13 protein-coding genes are annotated in these 15,369 nt (G+C 73.0%); 11 read left to right on the top strand and 2 right to left on the bottom strand.

Going from position 1 to position 15,369, the window contains the following annotated elements; genetic code table 11:
* Positions 1–135: 135 nt before the first annotated feature.
* Positions 136–777 (bottom strand): TetR/AcrR family transcriptional regulator, encoded by a 642-nt coding sequence (locus tag ACFYZB_RS15115; protein WP_037886738.1) that lies wholly within the window; start codon positions 775–777, stop codon positions 136–138.
* 157 nt (positions 778–934) lie between these two features.
* The gene (locus tag ACFYZB_RS15110) at positions 935–1,159 is read right to left on the bottom strand and encodes a hypothetical protein (protein WP_388758473.1); all 225 of its coding nucleotides are present in this window, start codon (positions 1,157–1,159) and stop codon (positions 935–937) included.
* A gap of 224 nt (positions 1,160–1,383) precedes the next feature.
* Here ACFYZB_RS15110 and ACFYZB_RS15105 point away from each other — a divergent pair, with 224 nt between their 5' ends.
* The 11 genes from ACFYZB_RS15105 to ACFYZB_RS15055 all read left to right on the top strand — a co-directional run bounded on the left by ACFYZB_RS15105 (position 1,384) and on the right by ACFYZB_RS15055 (position 15,322).
* Complete coding sequence (locus ACFYZB_RS15105; protein ID WP_388758471.1) at positions 1,384–2,367, top strand: alpha/beta fold hydrolase; 984 nt, start codon at positions 1,384–1,386, stop codon at positions 2,365–2,367.
* Positions 2,368–2,821: 454 nt separating this feature from the next.
* Positions 2,822–4,135: a DUF3152 domain-containing protein gene (locus ACFYZB_RS15100; RefSeq protein WP_388758469.1), complete on the top strand. Its 1,314-nt coding sequence runs from the start codon at positions 2,822–2,824 to the stop codon at positions 4,133–4,135.
* A gap of 56 nt (positions 4,136–4,191) precedes the next feature.
* Positions 4,192–4,287, top strand: coding sequence for an Ms4533A family Cys-rich leader peptide (locus tag ACFYZB_RS15095; protein WP_351207989.1), 96 nt, complete (start codon positions 4,192–4,194; stop codon positions 4,285–4,287).
* A gap of 157 nt (positions 4,288–4,444) precedes the next feature.
* Positions 4,445–6,163, top strand: coding sequence for an ABC transporter substrate-binding protein (locus tag ACFYZB_RS15090; protein ID WP_388758467.1), 1,719 nt, complete (start codon positions 4,445–4,447; stop codon positions 6,161–6,163).
* 4 nt (positions 6,164–6,167) lie between these two features.
* Complete coding sequence (locus tag ACFYZB_RS15085; protein WP_388758465.1) at positions 6,168–7,220, top strand: ABC transporter permease; 1,053 nt, start codon at positions 6,168–6,170, stop codon at positions 7,218–7,220.
* A complete protein-coding gene (locus tag ACFYZB_RS15080) occupies positions 7,217–8,215 on the top strand; it encodes an ABC transporter permease (protein WP_388758463.1) in 999 nt (332 codons plus the stop codon). Before ACFYZB_RS15085 ends, ACFYZB_RS15080 begins: the two co-directional genes overlap by 4 nt.
* On the top strand, positions 8,212–9,804 hold the full coding sequence (locus tag ACFYZB_RS15075; protein WP_388758461.1) for a dipeptide ABC transporter ATP-binding protein: 1,593 nt from the start codon (positions 8,212–8,214) through the stop codon (positions 9,802–9,804). The genes ACFYZB_RS15080 and ACFYZB_RS15075 overlap by 4 nt, the downstream gene beginning before the upstream one ends.
* 239 nt (positions 9,805–10,043) lie before the next feature.
* The gene (locus ACFYZB_RS15070; RefSeq protein WP_388758459.1) at positions 10,044–11,708 is read left to right on the top strand and encodes a glycosyltransferase; all 1,665 of its coding nucleotides are present in this window, start codon (positions 10,044–10,046) and stop codon (positions 11,706–11,708) included.
* Positions 11,708–13,276: a hypothetical protein gene (locus tag ACFYZB_RS15065; protein WP_388758457.1), complete on the top strand. Its 1,569-nt coding sequence runs from the start codon at positions 11,708–11,710 to the stop codon at positions 13,274–13,276. Before ACFYZB_RS15070 ends, ACFYZB_RS15065 begins: the two co-directional genes overlap by 1 nt.
* Positions 13,277–13,625: 349 nt before the next feature.
* The gene (locus ACFYZB_RS15060) at positions 13,626–14,585 is read left to right on the top strand and encodes an NAD-dependent epimerase/dehydratase family protein (RefSeq protein WP_351208001.1); all 960 of its coding nucleotides are present in this window, start codon (positions 13,626–13,628) and stop codon (positions 14,583–14,585) included.
* A complete protein-coding gene (locus ACFYZB_RS15055; protein ID WP_388758455.1) occupies positions 14,573–15,322 on the top strand; it encodes a spherulation-specific family 4 protein in 750 nt (249 codons plus the stop codon). The genes ACFYZB_RS15060 and ACFYZB_RS15055 overlap by 13 nt, the downstream gene beginning before the upstream one ends.
* Positions 15,323–15,369: the final 47 nt, after the last annotated feature.

Below are 15,369 nucleotides of genomic sequence, written 5' to 3'. Positions count from 1 at the left end.
CTCCGACGGTCAGTGATGTGCGCGATCTTCCGCGCCGTACGCAGCACACATTAGTCCGGTCATGGGACCCGCACGCTCCGGGCCGGAACGCCGTCAGCGAACACTGCACGGGAACAAACGGCCGTCAGCGGTGCGTCAGTGGTGCTCGGTGCCGTGCAGCGGGAAGCCGGCGATGCCCCGCCAGGCCAGCGAGGTCAGCAGCTGCACCGCCTGGTCGCGCGGCACACTGCGGTCGCTGTGCAGCCAGGAACGGGCCACCACCTGGGCGAGACCGCCGAGACCGGAGGCGAGCAGCATCGACTCCGCGCGCGACAGGCCGGTGTCCTCGGCGATGACGTCGCAGATCGCCTCGGCGCAGTCGTTGGTGACCTTGTCGACGCGCTCGCGCACCGCGGGCTCGTTCGTCAGGTCCGACTCGAAGACCAGCCGGAAGGCGCCGCCGTCGTCCTCGACGTAGGCGAAATAGGCGTCCATGGTCGCCCGGACGCGCTGCTTGTTGTCCGTCGTCGAGGCCAGTGCGTTGCGCACGGCCTGGATCAGCGACTCGCAGTGCTGGTCCAGCAGGGCGAGGTAGAGGTCGAGCTTGCCGGGGAAGTGCTGGTAGAGCACCGGCTTGCTCACGCCGGCCCGCTCGGCGATGTCGTCCATCGCGGCCGCGTGGTACCCCTGCGCGACGAAAACCTCCTGGGCGGCGCCCAGCAGCTGGTTCCGTCGGGCTCGGCGCGGCAGACGGGTGCCACGCGGGCGGGCCGCCTCAGTTTGCTCGATGGCTGTCACGCCGCCTCCCAAAGTCGTCCATATCGCGGTATCGGCCGCGCGGCCATCGTACTTTTCGGTAACCGTGGTGTGCGCGGTGCGAGCGCAGAATTTCACGTACCGGACGGCGGCGAAAGCCGCAGTGGGCCCCTCGTGCGTCCGCGGGAGTCGGTCGAGGTCAGCGGTAGTCGTCCTCGTCGAGCGAGACGACACGGGCCTGTTCGGCCAGATCGGCCTCGTTCGCGCGGGCCGGATCCACGTTCGTCAGGGGGTCGTCACGGTCCGGCGTGACATCGGCGTGCTGCTCGGCGGCGTCCACCTCGGGGGCTTCGACGTCGACCTCCGGGGCCGTCTCGTCCTCCAGGTCCTCGATCGTGTCGGGTTCGGTGGGGTCATAGGCCATGGTGGGGCTCCCTTCCTACGAACGTCCCTGGAAGCAGCAGGGGCCACATACGGGTGCCCTGTTTACGAGCCTAGGAGACAGCAGAACCGGACGCCATGCCGTCGCGCCCGTTCGTAGCGGGCCCGGTCCGTTCCGGTGCGGGCGTCGTTTCACCCGTCCCGCGGGGTTCATTCTGTGACGGCGAACACACGAGCCACGGCGTGATCACCTCGTAACATTGCCGCATGTCTTCGACCGAGTCGCCGTCCGTGCCGGCCGCCAGTGTGCTTCCGAAGGTGGCGCCCGTCCGGGTCGGTGAGGGTGAGCGGCTGCGGTCGGCGGGGCTGCCCGGAGTCACCCTGTCGATCCGGTCCCGCCCGCCCGCCCGCGAGGGCCTGCCGCCCGCGCTGTACGTCCACGGGCTCGGCGGTTCCTCGCAGAACTGGTCGTCGCTGATGGCCGCGCTGGACGGCGTCGTCGACAGCGAGGCGGTCGATCTGCCGGGCTTCGGCGACTCCCCGCCCCCGGACGACGGGAACTACTCCGTCACCGGGCACGCGCGCGCGGTGATCCGCTATCTCGACGCGGCCGGCCGCGGCCCGGTCCACCTGTTCGGCAACTCGCTCGGCGGCGCGGTCACCACGCGCGTCGCCGCCGTACGCCCGGACCTCGTCCGTACGCTCACCCTGGTGTCGCCGGCCCTGCCGGAGCTGCGCATCCAGCGCACCGCGGCGCCGACCGCACTGCTCGGCGTGCCCGGTGTCGCCGCCCTGTTCACCCGGCTCACCAGGGAGTGGACGGCCGAACAGCGGGTGCGCGGCGTCCTGGCGCTCTGCTACGGCGACCCCGGGCGGGTGTCGCCGGAGGCGTTCCAGCACGCCGTGGAGGAGCTGGAGCGGCGCCTGCAGCTGCCGTACTTCTGGGACGCGATGGCCCGCTCCGCGCGCGGGATCGTCAACGCCTACACGCTCGGCGGACAGCACGGGCTGTGGCGTCAGGCCGAGCGCGTGCTCGCGCCGACCCTGCTGATCTACGGCGGCCGCGACCAGCTGGTCGGCTTCCGCATGGCCCGCCGGGCCGCCCGCGCCTTCCGCCACTCGCGCCTGCTGTCCCTGCCGGACGCCGGGCACGTGGCGATGATGGAGTACCCGGACGTGGTGGCCACGGCCTTCCGGGAACTCCTCGCGGAGACCGGGGGCGCCGGTACCGACTCGGACACGGGGAGCTGAGGCCGGCGTGGGACGCCACAGCCGCCGGGGCCCGGCCCCGAAGGGCGACTCCGCGGACATAGCCCCCGACAGGCGGACGAGCGGTGCCCGGGGCGAGCAGCCGCTGCTGCCCGGGCAGCGACAGGCCCCGCCGGGCGGCACCGGCGTAGCTCCTGGTACCGGCGTGGCCCCCGGCGCCGGCGTGGCTCCTGGTACTGGTGCCGCTCCTGGCGCCGGCGCCGGGTACCCGCCGCGCGGCCGGCAAGCACCGCCGACGTTCCCGGCGGGGACGCCCGCGCACGGTACGCCGGGCTTCCCTGCGCGTACGCCCGGGCACGGTGTGCCCCGCCTGCCTGACGGCACTCCTGCGCGCGGAGTCCCGAGGCTTCCGGACGGCACGCCCGCGCAGGGTGTCCCGGGGTTCGCCGGTGGCACGCCGGTCGAAGGCATGCCGCGTTGGGGCCAGGGAACCCCGATGGGCGCTGTCCCCCGGCTCCCCGACGGCACTCCTGCGCACGGAGTCCCGAGGCTTCCGGACGGCACGCCCGCGCGAGGTATGCCCAGGCTTCCCGACGGCACGCCGGCACACGGCATGCCCCGGCTTCCGGACGGCACCCCGGCACACGGTGGCCCCGGTCCTCGTGAGGGTGCCCCCGCGCGTGGTGGGCACCCCGAGCAGCGGGAAGCCGGCGGTGGATGGGGGGAGTTCGCGGGGGCGGCCGGTCCGGGTGCGGTGCTGCCGCGGCAGCGGCCGGCCGGGCCGGGGACCGGTTCCGGGCCCCGGCAGGACTACCTCGACGCGTTCACCGACGGGCGCGGCGGCGGCGTCGGCCTCGACGGCATCGACGACCGCGACGACATCGACGTCTTCTCGCCCCGCACGGGGCAGCCTCGCCCCGCCGAGGAGCACCCGGCCGACGCGCCGGAGGCGGGTGGCGGTGACGCACCCTCGGCCGGCCGGCCCGGGCAGGACTCGGCCGGCCTGCCCGCGCAGCGCACCGGCGGCAAGGGGCGGGCCTTCACCGGAATCGCGGCGGCCGCCGTCACCACCGTCCTCGCGGTGGTCGTCGCCGGCCAGGTGACCGGGTCGCACCACGACGGCGGACAGTCGAGCTCCGCCACCGACCAGGCCCGGGACGCGGGCAACCTCGCCGATGGGACTCCCTCCGCCTCACCCGGCACGGTCACGCTGTCGTACGAGCAGAAGATGGACCGGAAGTACCCGCTCAGCGCCACGCTGAAGGGCCCGGGGAAGTTCGACACCGTGCCCGGTTTCGACAAGGCGCCCGGCAAGGGGCAGAAGTACACCTACCGTGTCGACGTGGAGCAGGGACTCGGGCTGGACGGTCAGCTGTTCGCGGAAGCCGTGCAGAAGACCCTGAACGACGACCGCAGTTGGGGCCACGGCGGCACCCGTACCTTCGAGCGGATCTCCTCCGGCAAGCCCGACTTCGTGATCACACTGGCGAGCCCCGGTACGACCGCCCAGTGGTGCGCCAAATCCGGGCTCGACACCACGGAGGACAACGTCTCCTGCGACTCCGCCGCCACCGAACGAGTGATGATCAATGCATACAGGTGGGCCGAGGGAAGCAAGACATATGGGGACAAGATCCACGCCTACCGGCAAATGTTGATCAACCATGAGGTCGGTCACCGGCTCGGCCACGGCCATGTGACCTGCCAGAAGGACGGCGAACTCGCCCCCGTCATGCAGCAGCAGACCAAGTTCCTCGACCATGACGGAATCCACTGTCTGCCCAACCCCTGGCCGTACCCCGGGAGTTGACGGGCGCCACTCATGTCACATTGACATGAGCCGTAAGTTCGTTCATATTTCTGCGCATGTGGTCTAGTCATGCCGTCCGTGGGAGCGCAGCCATCGAGCTGGCGCTCATCGGCGTGACCGCGCTCTGCGTGGCCGACATCGACTGTCGCTGACGCCGCCCCTTGGCGTTCGCGTCGCGACCTCTTTCCCTCTCTCTGCGTCCGTGACCGAGTCCGGACTTTTCGACGACCCGACGCCGGGGCTGACGTCTGCCTGTAATCGTCTCATTCCTCGTCCATCAGTCTCAGTATTCGAGAGGTCGTCATTCCGATGCGTCAACCGTCCGTGAACAGCGCCCGCGTGGCGACCGTTTCGCTAGCCCTGGTCGTGGCAGCGGGCGCCGCCGCCTGCGGCCCGAAGGACAACGATGCCAAGGGCTCCGGTGGCGACTCCACGCCGCACAAGGGCGGCACCCTCACGGTGCTGAACTCCCAGCCGCAGACCGACTTCGACCCCGCCCGCCTCTACACCTCCGGCGGCGGAAACGTCCCTTCGCTGGTCTTCCGCACCCTGACCACGCGCAACCGCGAGAACGGCGCGGCCGGCACCAAGGTCGTCCCCGACCTCGCCACCGACACCGGGCGCCCCAGCAAGGACGCGACCGTGTGGACGTACACCCTGAAGAAGGGCCTCAAGTACGAGGACGCCACCCCGATCACCTCGGCCGACATCAAGTACGGCATCGAGCGCTCCTTCGCCCCCGAACTCTCCGGCGGCGCACCCTACTTGAGGGACTGGCTGGTCGGCGCGGCCGACTACCAGGGGCCCTACAAGGACAAGAAGGGGCTCTCGGCGATCGAGACGCCGGACGCGCGGACCATCGTCTTCCACCTCGACAAGCCCGAGGGCGAGTTCCCGTACCTCGCCACGCAGACCCAGTTCGCGCCGGTGCCCAAGAGCAAGGACAACGGCACCAAGTACGAGGAGCACCCGATCTCGTCCGGCCCCTACAAGGTCGTCAAGAACGAGAACGACGGCGAGCACCTGGTCCTGGCGCGCAACACGTACTGGTCGGCGTCCGTCGACGACCAGCGCAAGGCCTACCCGGACACCATCGACGTCCGTTCCGGTCTGGACTCCTCGGTGATCAACCAGCGGCTGTCCGCGTCTCAGGGTGCGGACGCCGCGGCCGTCACCACGGACACCAACCTCGGCCCGGCCGAACTCGCGAAGGTGAGCGGCGACAAGGAACTGGCCGCACGCGTGGGCACCGGTCACTTCGGCTACACGAACTACATCGCGTTCAACCCGACCGTGAAGCCGTTCGACAACCCGAAGGTGCGGGAGGCGATCGCCTACGCCGTCGACCGGTCCTCGGTGGTCAACGCGGCCGGTGGCAGCGCGCTCGCCGAGCCCGCCACCACCTTCCTGCCCAACCAGAAGTCCTTCGGCTACACGCCGTACGACCCGTTCCCGGCCGGCGCGTCCGGCAGCCCGGCCAAGGCGAGGGAACTGCTCGCGCAGGCCGGTTACAAGAACGGGCTCACCGTGACGCTGACCCATTCCAACGCCAAGGACTTCGAGACCAGCCCGGAGATCGCGACCGCCGTCCAGGACGCCCTCAAGAAGGCCGGCATCACGGTCAGGCTGCAGGGCCTGGAGGACAACGACTACCGGGACAAGATCCACGGCGTGAAGACCGAGCCGGGCTTCTTCCTCGCCCACTGGGGTGCCGACTGGCCCTCCGGCGGTCCCTTCCTGGCCCCGATCTTCGACGGCCGGCAGATCGTCAAGGACGGCGCGAACTTCAACACGGGCCTGCTCAACGACAAGTCGGTCAATGCCGAGATTGACGCGATCAACAAGTTGACCGACCTTGACGCGGCCGCCAAGCGCTGGGGCGCACTGGACAAGAAGATCGGCGAGAAGGCCCTCGTCGTGCCGCTGTTCCACCCGGTCTACAAGCGTCTGTACGGCGCGGACGTCAAGAACATCGTCATCAGCGACTGGACCGGCGTGCTGGACATCTCCCAGGTCGCGGTGAAGTAGCGCCGTGAGCGAGGCACTCGTCGCCGTCGAGGCCGCCGGGACGGACGGTTCCGTCCCGGCGGCCTCGGGGGCCCGTCAGTTCTGGCGGCGGCTGCGCGCGCAGCGCGCCGCCCTGGTCGCCGCGGCCGTCGTCGCGCTGCTCGTCCTGGTCGCGCTCGCCGCCCCGCTGTTCACCGCCCTGGAGGGCCAGGACCCCACCACGTACCACCCGTCCCTGATCGACTCCGCGCGCGGGGGCGTGCCCATCGGCTCCCTCGGCGGCATCAGCGCCGACCACTGGCTGGGCGTCGAACCGCAGACCGGCCGCGACCTGTTCGCCCGTCTGGTGTACGGGGCGCGGGTGTCGCTGGGCGTCGCGCTCGCCGCCACGGTGGTGCAGGTCGTCATCGGGGTCGCGGTCGGTGTCGGCTCCGCGCTCGGCAACCGATGGGTTGATCAACTCTTGAGCCGGGCCACGGACATCATCGTCTCGATGCCGCTCATGATCATGTCGTTGGCACTGCTGGCCATCGTGCCCTCCAGTTTTCCGCGGCCGGTCCTGGTCACCCTTGTCATCGGCCTGATCGCCTGGGGCAACATCGCGAAGATCGTGCGCGCCCAGACGCTCTCCCTGAAGGGGCTCGACTACGTCTCCGCCGCCCGGCTGAGCGGCTGGGGAGCCTGGCGGGTCGCTCGCCGTGAACTGCTGCCCGGCCTCGCCGCGCCCGTCATCACCTACGCCGCACTGCTGGTTCCCACGAACATCTCCGTCGAGGCGGCGCTGTCCTTCCTCGGAGTCGGTGTGAAGCCGCCCACCCCGTCCTGGGGACAGATGCTGACCGCCGCGGACGTCTGGTACCAGGCCGCGCCCCAGTACCTGCTGCTGCCGGCCGGCGCCCTGTTCGTCACCGTCCTTGCCCTGACCGTCCTCGGCGACGGGGTACGCACCGCCCTCGACCCGCGCGCCGCCTCCCGCCTGCGCGTCGGCACCGGACGCAGGGACTCCCAGGACTCCAAGGCCGCCAAGAGCGCCACGGACGCCAAGGGTGCCAAGACCGACAAGGAGGCAAGCGCATGAGCGGCTTCGGCGGCTTCCTGCTGCGCCGCGCCGTGGGCGTGGTGGTCACCCTGCTCGCCATCTCGGTGATCGTCTACGTCGTCTTCTACGTCACCCCCGGCAACGTCGCCCAGATCACCTGCGGCCCGCGCTGCTCACCGGCACAGGTGCACCAGGTCGCCGGGCAACTGAAGCTGGGCGACCCCCTCTACCTGCGCTACTGGCACTTCCTGCAGGGCCTGTTCGTCGGCCAGGACTTCTCCACGGGCACCGCGGTCCAGCACTGCGCCGCGCCCTGCCTGGGGCAGTCGTACCAGACCGACCAGCCGGTGCTGGACATCATCCTGACCAAGCTGCCGGTCAGCCTGTCGCTAGTCCTCGGCGCCATGGTGGTGTGGCTCGTCCTCGGCGTCGGCACCGGTGTGCTCTCCGCGTGGCGGCGCGGCCGCCTCTCCGAGCGCGTGCTGACCGCGATCACCCTCGCGGGCACGGCCACGCCCGTCTTCGTCATCGGCCTGGTGCTGATGATCGTCGTCTGCGGCGAACTGCAGCTGCTGCCCTTCCCGCAGTACGTGAACTTCTCGGACGATCCCGAGCAATGGGCCTGGAACCTGCTGCTGCCCTGGCTCTCGCTCGCCCTGATCGAGGCGGCCGCCTTCGCCCGCCTCACCCGTGCCGCCATGCTGGAGACCCTCGCCGAGGACCACATCCGCACCTTCCGGGCGTACGGCATCGCGGAGCGTTCCATCGTCGGCCGGCACGCCCTGCGCGGCGCCCTGGCGCCCGTGATCGCGCTGAACGCCAACAACGTAGGCTCCGCCGTCGGCGGTGCCGTCCTCACCGAGACCCTCTTCGGACTGCCCGGCATCGGCCAGGAGCTGGTGCACGCGGTCAATGTCGTCGACCTGCCGGTGGTCGTCGGCATGGTGCTGGTCATCGGCTTCTTCGTGGTCCTCGCCAACGCCGTCGCGGACGTCCTGTACGCGGTGGCCGACCGACGGGTGGTGCTCGCATGAGCCTGGTGGAAGTCACGGACCTGACCGTCGAGTTCGGCTCGCTGAGGGCCGTGGACAGCCTCTCCTTCAGCCTGGCCGAGGGCGCCGCGCTGGCCCTGGTCGGCGAGTCCGGCTCCGGCAAGTCCACGGTCGCGGGGGCCCTGCTGGGCCTGCACCGCGGCACGGGGGCCCGGGTCACCGGCTCGGTGCGGGTGGCCGGGACGGACGTACAGGCCGCCGCGGACGAGGAGGTGCGGCGGCTGCGCGGGGCGAAGGCCGCCATGGTCTTCCAGGACCCGCTGTCCTCGCTGGACCCGTACTACGCGATCGGCGACCAGATCGCCGAGGTGCACCGCGTGCACGCGCGCGTGTCGCGCCGCGCCGCACGCGCGCGTGCCGTGGAGGTGCTGGAGAGGGTGGGAATCGCGGACGCGGTACGGCGGTCCCGGTCCCGCCCGCACGAGTTCAGCGGCGGCATGCGCCAGCGCGCCCTGATCGCCATGGCCCTCGCCTGCGAGCCGGACCTGCTGATCGCCGACGAGCCGACCACCGCTCTCGACGTCACCGTCCAGGCCCAGATCCTCGACCTGCTGCACACCCTGCGCGAGGAGACCGGCATGGCGCTGCTGCTCGTCACCCACGACGTGGGCGTCGCCGCCGAGAGCGTGGACGACATCCTCGTGATGCGGCACGGCAGGGTCGTCGAGCACGGCCCGGCAGCCACGGTCCTCGCGGCGCCCGCCGAGGCGTACACCCGCCAACTCCTCGATGCCGTCCCGCGCATGGACACCCGCCGCACCGCATCCCGGGCCTCCGACGAGGTCGTGCTGGAGGCCACCGGCGTGCGGCGCGAGTTCGGGCACGGCAAGCGGGCGTTCGCGGCCGTGGACGCCGTCTCGCTCACCGTCCGCCGCGGCGAGACGCTCGGCGTGGTCGGCGAGAGCGGCAGCGGCAAGACGACCCTCGGCCGCATGCTCGTCGGGCTGCTGGAGCCGACCGCCGGCGCGATCCGCTACGCGGGCCGCCCGCACACCGGGGTGAACCCGGCCGTCCAGATGGTCTTCCAGGACCCCGTCTCCTCCCTCAACCCGCGTCGCAGTGTGGGCGAATCCATCGCCGATCCGCTACGCGCGCGTGGGGAACAGGACGAGGAGCGCATCCGGGGGCGCGTGACGGAACTGCTGGAGCGCGTGGGGCTCGAAAGGGCGCACTACGACCGCTACCCGCACGAGTTCAGCGGCGGTCAGCGCCAGCGCATCGGCATCGCCCGGGCGCTCGCCGCCGACCCGCGCGTCATCGTGTGCGACGAGCCGGTCTCCGCGCTCGACGTCACCACACAGGCCCAGGTGGTCGAACTGCTGGCGGAACTGCAGCGCGAACTCGGCCTCGCGCTGGTCTTCATCGCCCACGACCTCGCCGTCGTACGGCAGGTCAGCGACCGCGTCGCGGTGATGCGCCGGGGCCGGGTGGTCGAGTACGGGCCCGCCGACGAGGTGTACGACAGCCCGCGCGAGCCGTACACCCGGCAACTCCTGGCCGCCGTACCGGCGCTCGACCCGGAGCTGGCGGCCCAGCGGCGCGCGGCGCGGCGCGAACCGGCCGTGGCGTAACGTTTCGCGCTTGGCTGATCGCCGTGTGAAGCCTTAGCGCGGCCGAACGCGGACCGCACGCGAAAGTTACGACCGTTCACCCCTTTTGGTGGCGCGATGGACAACCGTCCGTCGCGCCACCGCCTTGTCCCCTTACGTTCGTCCCGCTGCGCGCCGCCGGGGGACGGCGGCTCACCGGACAGGAGATCGGGGGTGCGCACGTGCGCATCGGACTGCTTACGGAAGGTGGCTACCCGTATGTGAGCGGTGACGCCGGACTCTGGTGCGACCGGCTCGTGCGCGGGCTCGACCAGCACGAGTTCGACGTCTACGCACTCAGCCGCAGCCGCCGCCAGGAGGACGACGGCTGGGTCGCGCTCCCGCCACACGTCGGCCGGGTGCGTACCGCGCCGCTGTGGACGGCCGAGGACGACGGCGTCGCCTACGGACGGCGCGCGCGCCGGCGCTTCACCGAGTGCTACGGCGAACTGGTCGCGGCGATGTGCGCCGGAGCCGACGGCACCGGGACCGAGGGCGGGCCGGACTCTCTGGCGGACCGTTTCGGCAGCGCGCTCTACGGACTCGCCGAACTCGCCCGCGAGGAGGGCGGACTGGTCGGCGCCCTGCGCTCGGACGCCGCCGTACGCACTCTCGAACGCGCCTGCCGCGCTCCCGGCGCGCTACGCGAGGCACGCGAGGCGCGCGTACCCGATCTGCTCGCCGTCACCGCACACCTCGAACGCGCCCTGCGCCCCCTCTCCCTCGACTGGTACGGCGACGACGGCCTCGGCGCGGCCGACCTCTGCCACGCCGCCGCCGGCGGCCCCGCCGCCCTCCCCGGGCTGCTCGCCCGGCACTTCGGCGACGTACCGCTGCTCGTCACCGAGTACGGCGTGCAGCTCCGTTCGCACTACCTGGCCCTCGGCCCCGACACCGCGGCCCCCGCCGTACGCGCCCTGCTCGCCGCCTTTCACGGCCGGTTCGCCGCCGAGGTCTACCGGCGCGCCGAGGTCCTCACCCCCGGCAACGCCCACGCCCGACGCTGGCAGGAACGGTGCGGTGCCGACCGGGCCCGGATCCGTACGGTCCACCCGGGCATGGACGCCACCCGCTTCGCGGAGGTAGGCGAGGCTCCGGACCGCGCCGACCCCGGCACGCTGGTCTGGATCGGGCGCGTCGAACCCGCCAAGGACCTGATCTCACTACTGCACGCCTTCGCCGAGGTCCGCAAGGAGGAGCCCGCGGCACGCCTCAGGATCGTCGGCGCGCCCGCCGGACCCGAGGGCGCGGCCTACCTCGGCCACTGCCGGGCGCTCGCCGCGCAGCTCTTCCCGGACGAGGCGGAGGGTGTGCACGCCGTCGGCGACAACCCCGTCTCCTTCGAGGAGATCGGCGGCCCGGAGGCCCCCACACTGCCCGAGGTGTACGCCGCCGGCGCGGTCGTCGTGCTGTCGAGCGTGGTCGAGGGCTTCCCGGTCGGCCTGATCGAGGCCATGTTCTGCGGCCGGGCCACGGTGTCCACCGACGTCGGCGCGGTGGTGGAGGTCATCGGGGGCACGGGACTCGTCGTGCCCCCGCGCAATCCGCGGGCGCTCGCCGAGGCATGCGTGGCGCTGCTGCGCGACCCCGAGCGCCGTGAGCGCCTCGGCGCCGCGGCGCGCGCCCGCGCGCTCGAACTGTTCACCGTCGAGCAGAACATCGCGGCGTTTCACGGCATTTACCTGCAGATCGTCTCGCACTGCCCGGTCCGCCGGGTCGTCCTCGACGAGTCCGGCGAGCCCCTGCCGTTCGCCGCCCCCGCCGAGTCCCACGTCCCCGGCCGCTGGACCGGCCCCACGGCCCGCGTCCTGCCCCGGACCGTCCCCGGATGGGCCACGGCCCCACCGGTACGCGCGACACGACTGGCCGCCGCGGAGGGGGCGTGATGGACACACGGGACGACCGCACGGCCGAGGACCGCACCGGGGCGGTGGACGCGTGGAGCGAACCGGGCGCACCGGGAGACCTCGGCCCGCTGGGCTCCGGGGCACCGGACGGGCCGGGTCACGCGGACCCGGACTTCGATGACGGCGGTCGGGTGGCGAGTGTGCCGGGTGGGCCGGACCGGCCCGGGATGCCCAGCGCGGCCGAGCCCTGGGGCTCGCGGCCGGAGGAGTGGTTCGACACGGGACGGGGCCGTGCGGAGGCCCTGTACGACGGGACCTCGCCGACGGCGTCCGTATCCGTCTCCGGTGCGCGTGGCCCCGCCGGTGGCCCGGAGCCGGGCAGGAGACCGGGGCGTCCCGGGGCGCTCGCCGCGGGCGTCGTCACCGAGGCGGAATCGGACGACTCGCCGGCGGACAACTCACGCTCCGGCACCAGGGATTCGGGCGCGCGGCGTGCCGTCGCGCCCCGGCGTGGCGCCGCCGACCCCGTGAAGGCCCTGCTGCACCGGCACCGTGAACTGTGCGAGCGGGCCGTGGACCCCTTGGAGATCGCCGCCGGGCTGGAGGCGCACGGCGTCACCGACCGGACCGCCGCCCGCTTCCGCCACCGCGACGTCTTCTCGCTCGCCGAGGAGCTGTACGCGCGCGTGCCGCGCACCGGAGAGCAGGGCCCCGGGTCCGAGCCCCCGCCCGTACCCCGTCTGCGGGCGAACCGGATCCTGCTCACCCTGCTGCCCGGCGCCCTCGGCGCGGCCACCGTGGCCGGACTGCGCCTGACCCACGGACACCCCCGCCTCCTGGCCGCCGCCGTCGGCCTGCTCGCCGTAGCCCTCGCCACGCGGGCCGCACTGCGCCGCGGCCCCCTCGCCGGCCCGCCCGGCACGCACGCGTGGCGCACGGCGAGCGGCACGCGCGCGTCGACGCTGTGGCTGCTCGGCTACGCCCTTCTCGGCGACGGTCTCCTCCACGCCCTCGTGACCGGTGGCCCCGACGCCCTGCCGACCGGCGCCCCGGACGGCCCCTGGCCCACGGCCGTCGGCCCCGTCCTGGCCCTGACCCTGGCCTGTGCCCCGGCGGCCTGGTGCGCCCACCTGCTCCGCGCGGGCGCCCGCCGCAGGCTCGCCGGAAGCCGGGGTCTGGAGGACTTCCAGGCCGCCGTCAAGCCGTTGCTGTTCGGCACGTTCGCCCTGTTCCTGGGCGCGCTCACCGCCCTGCTCCTGGTGTGCGGCACCGTCCTGCACGAACCCGTGGACTACCCGCAGACCCTCGCCCTGGGCGCCCTGCTGCTGCTCGCCCGCCTGCTCAGCGTGCACGGCCACCGGCACGCCCCGGCCGTGGTGCTCGGTGCCGCGGCGGCCATGGAGGCGGTGGCCCTCGCCCTGCCGCCGGCCGGGAGGCTGCCGGGCTGTGGCGTGCTGACGGCACCCGTACGGACCCTCGTGGACGCGTGGGGCGAGGCCGCCGTCCCGGCCCTCGCCTGCGGAACGGCCGCCCTGGCCCTGCTGTTCCACGCCGGCCGCACGCTCACCCGGGCCTCGGCGCACGCGCCCACGGGAGCCCCCGACTGAATCGTCCGCCGCCGGCCCGAACCGCAGCCGGAGGCGAACGCACCACCCCTTTTGAAGGAGAACGCCAGATGACCACCTCCCGACCCGGAGCGTCCGGAGCTCCCGGAGCCGCCGGCGCGCCCGCAGGAGCTGCAGCCGCGGGCGCACAAGCCGCCGGGACCGCCGGCGCCGGAGTCCGGGGAACCACCGGATGCGCCGGCACCGCGAGCCCGGGCGGACCCACCGCACCCTCCTGGCCCACGGCACCCGTCGGCCGGGCCGGTCACATCGGCACCACCGGTCGTATCCGTGCCGTCGGCCACGTCGGCCCCGCCGGTCACGCCGGCGCCCACACCCGGGGAGCCGCCCGATGAGGGTCCTGCTGATCGGAGCCAACGGATACATCGGCCGCTTCGTCGCCGACCGCCTGCTCGCCGATCCGGCCGTCCAGCTCACCGCGCTCGGCCGCGGCGACGACGCCGACGTCCGCTTCGACCTCGCCACCGGCAGCCCCGGCGCACTCACCCGCTTCCTGGACGCGGTGCACCCCGGGGTCGTCGTCAACTGCGCCGGCGCCATCCGCGGCGGCGCGCGCGAACTGACCCGGCACAACACCGTGGCCGTCGCCACCGTCTGCGAGGCCCTGCGCCGCAGCGGCTGCGGAGCCCGTCTGGTGCAGGTCGGGTGCAGCGCCGAGTACGGGCCGAGCCAGCCCGGCTCCTCCACCGCCGAGGACGCCGTACCGCGCCCCGGTGGTCCGTACGGCGTGAGCAAGCTCGCCGCGACCGAGCTGGTCCTCGGCTCCGGACTGGACGCCGTCGTGCTGCGGGTCTTCTCCCCGGCCGGTCCCGGCACCCCGGCCGGCTCCCCGCTGGGCCGGCTCGCCGAGGCGATGCGGCGCGCGATGCAGTCCGGCGACGGCGAGCTCAAGCTCGGCGGCCTCGGCGTACAGCGCGACTTCGTCGACGTGCGCGACGTCGCCCGCGCCGTGCACGCCGCCTCGCTCTCCGCCGCACAGGGCGTCATCAACATCGGCTCCGGCCGCGCCGTCCGCCTCCGCGACGCCGCCGCCGTTCTCGCCCGCGTGGCCGGATACGGCGGTGCCCTGCACGAACTCGACGCCCCGCCCGGGCCGCTGCGCAGCGCCATCGGCCACCCCCGCGCCGACTCCGACCACGCGGCCCCGGTGGCGTACCCGTACCCGGACGGCTGCGGCAGCTGGCAGCAGGCCGACGTGCGCACCGCGCGCGACCGGCTCGGCTGGCGGCCCCGCATCAACCTCGAAGAATCCCTGGCCGACATCTGGATGGAGGCGGCATGCCGCATCTGACCAGCACCACAGCAGGCGCCACGAGCACCGGCCTGCGCACCGCCATCGGCGTCCCCGGCTACGCCCACCCGCTCGTCGCCCCCGCCCAGTGGGCCGAGCTCGCCCGCCCCGGTACCCCGCTGGACTGGGTGGTCCTCAACGTGGCGGGCGGCCCCGGCACCCGCCCCGACCCGCACTGCCTGGAGACCGCGGGCCGGCTGCGGGGCGCCGGCGTCCGGGTCCTCGGCCACCTGGATCTCACCCACGGCGATCGTGTCCTCGCCGACCTGCTCTCCGACGCCCACCGTTACCTCGACTGGTACCGGGTCGACGGCTTCCTGCTGGACCGCTGCCCCACCGACCGCGCCGCGCTGCCCGAGGTCCGCCGCGCGGTCACCACGCTCCGGACGATCAGTGACACCGCCCACATCGTCCTGGGCCACGGCACCCATCCGCACCCGGGATACGCGGAGAACGCCGATCAACTGGTGACCTTCTCCGGGCCATGGTCCGACTACCGCTGGTCGCAGGTGGCCGAGTGGACCGCCGACTACCCGCCGGACCGCTTCTGCCACTTCGTGCACGGTGTGCCCCGCGGCCATCTGGAGGAAGCCCTGCGCATCGCCCGCTGGCAGGGAGCGGCCACGATCTACTTCACCGACCGCACGGATCGCGGGGGCCGCGCCGACCCCTGGGAGAGCATGCCCGGCTACTGGGACGAAATCGTCTCGCGTATCGGAACAGGTGTCTCGGAATGAAGAAGGCCGTGGCAGTGTTACAGGGAGAACAACTGTAGTGATTGACC

The sequence above is a fragment of the Streptomyces sp. NPDC001852 genome (assembly GCF_042891825.1).
Taxonomy (GTDB): domain Bacteria; phylum Actinomycetota; class Actinomycetes; order Streptomycetales; family Streptomycetaceae; genus Streptomyces.
Note: the sequence above shows the minus strand (reverse complement) of the source record. Positions and strands in the feature narration are given on the sequence as shown.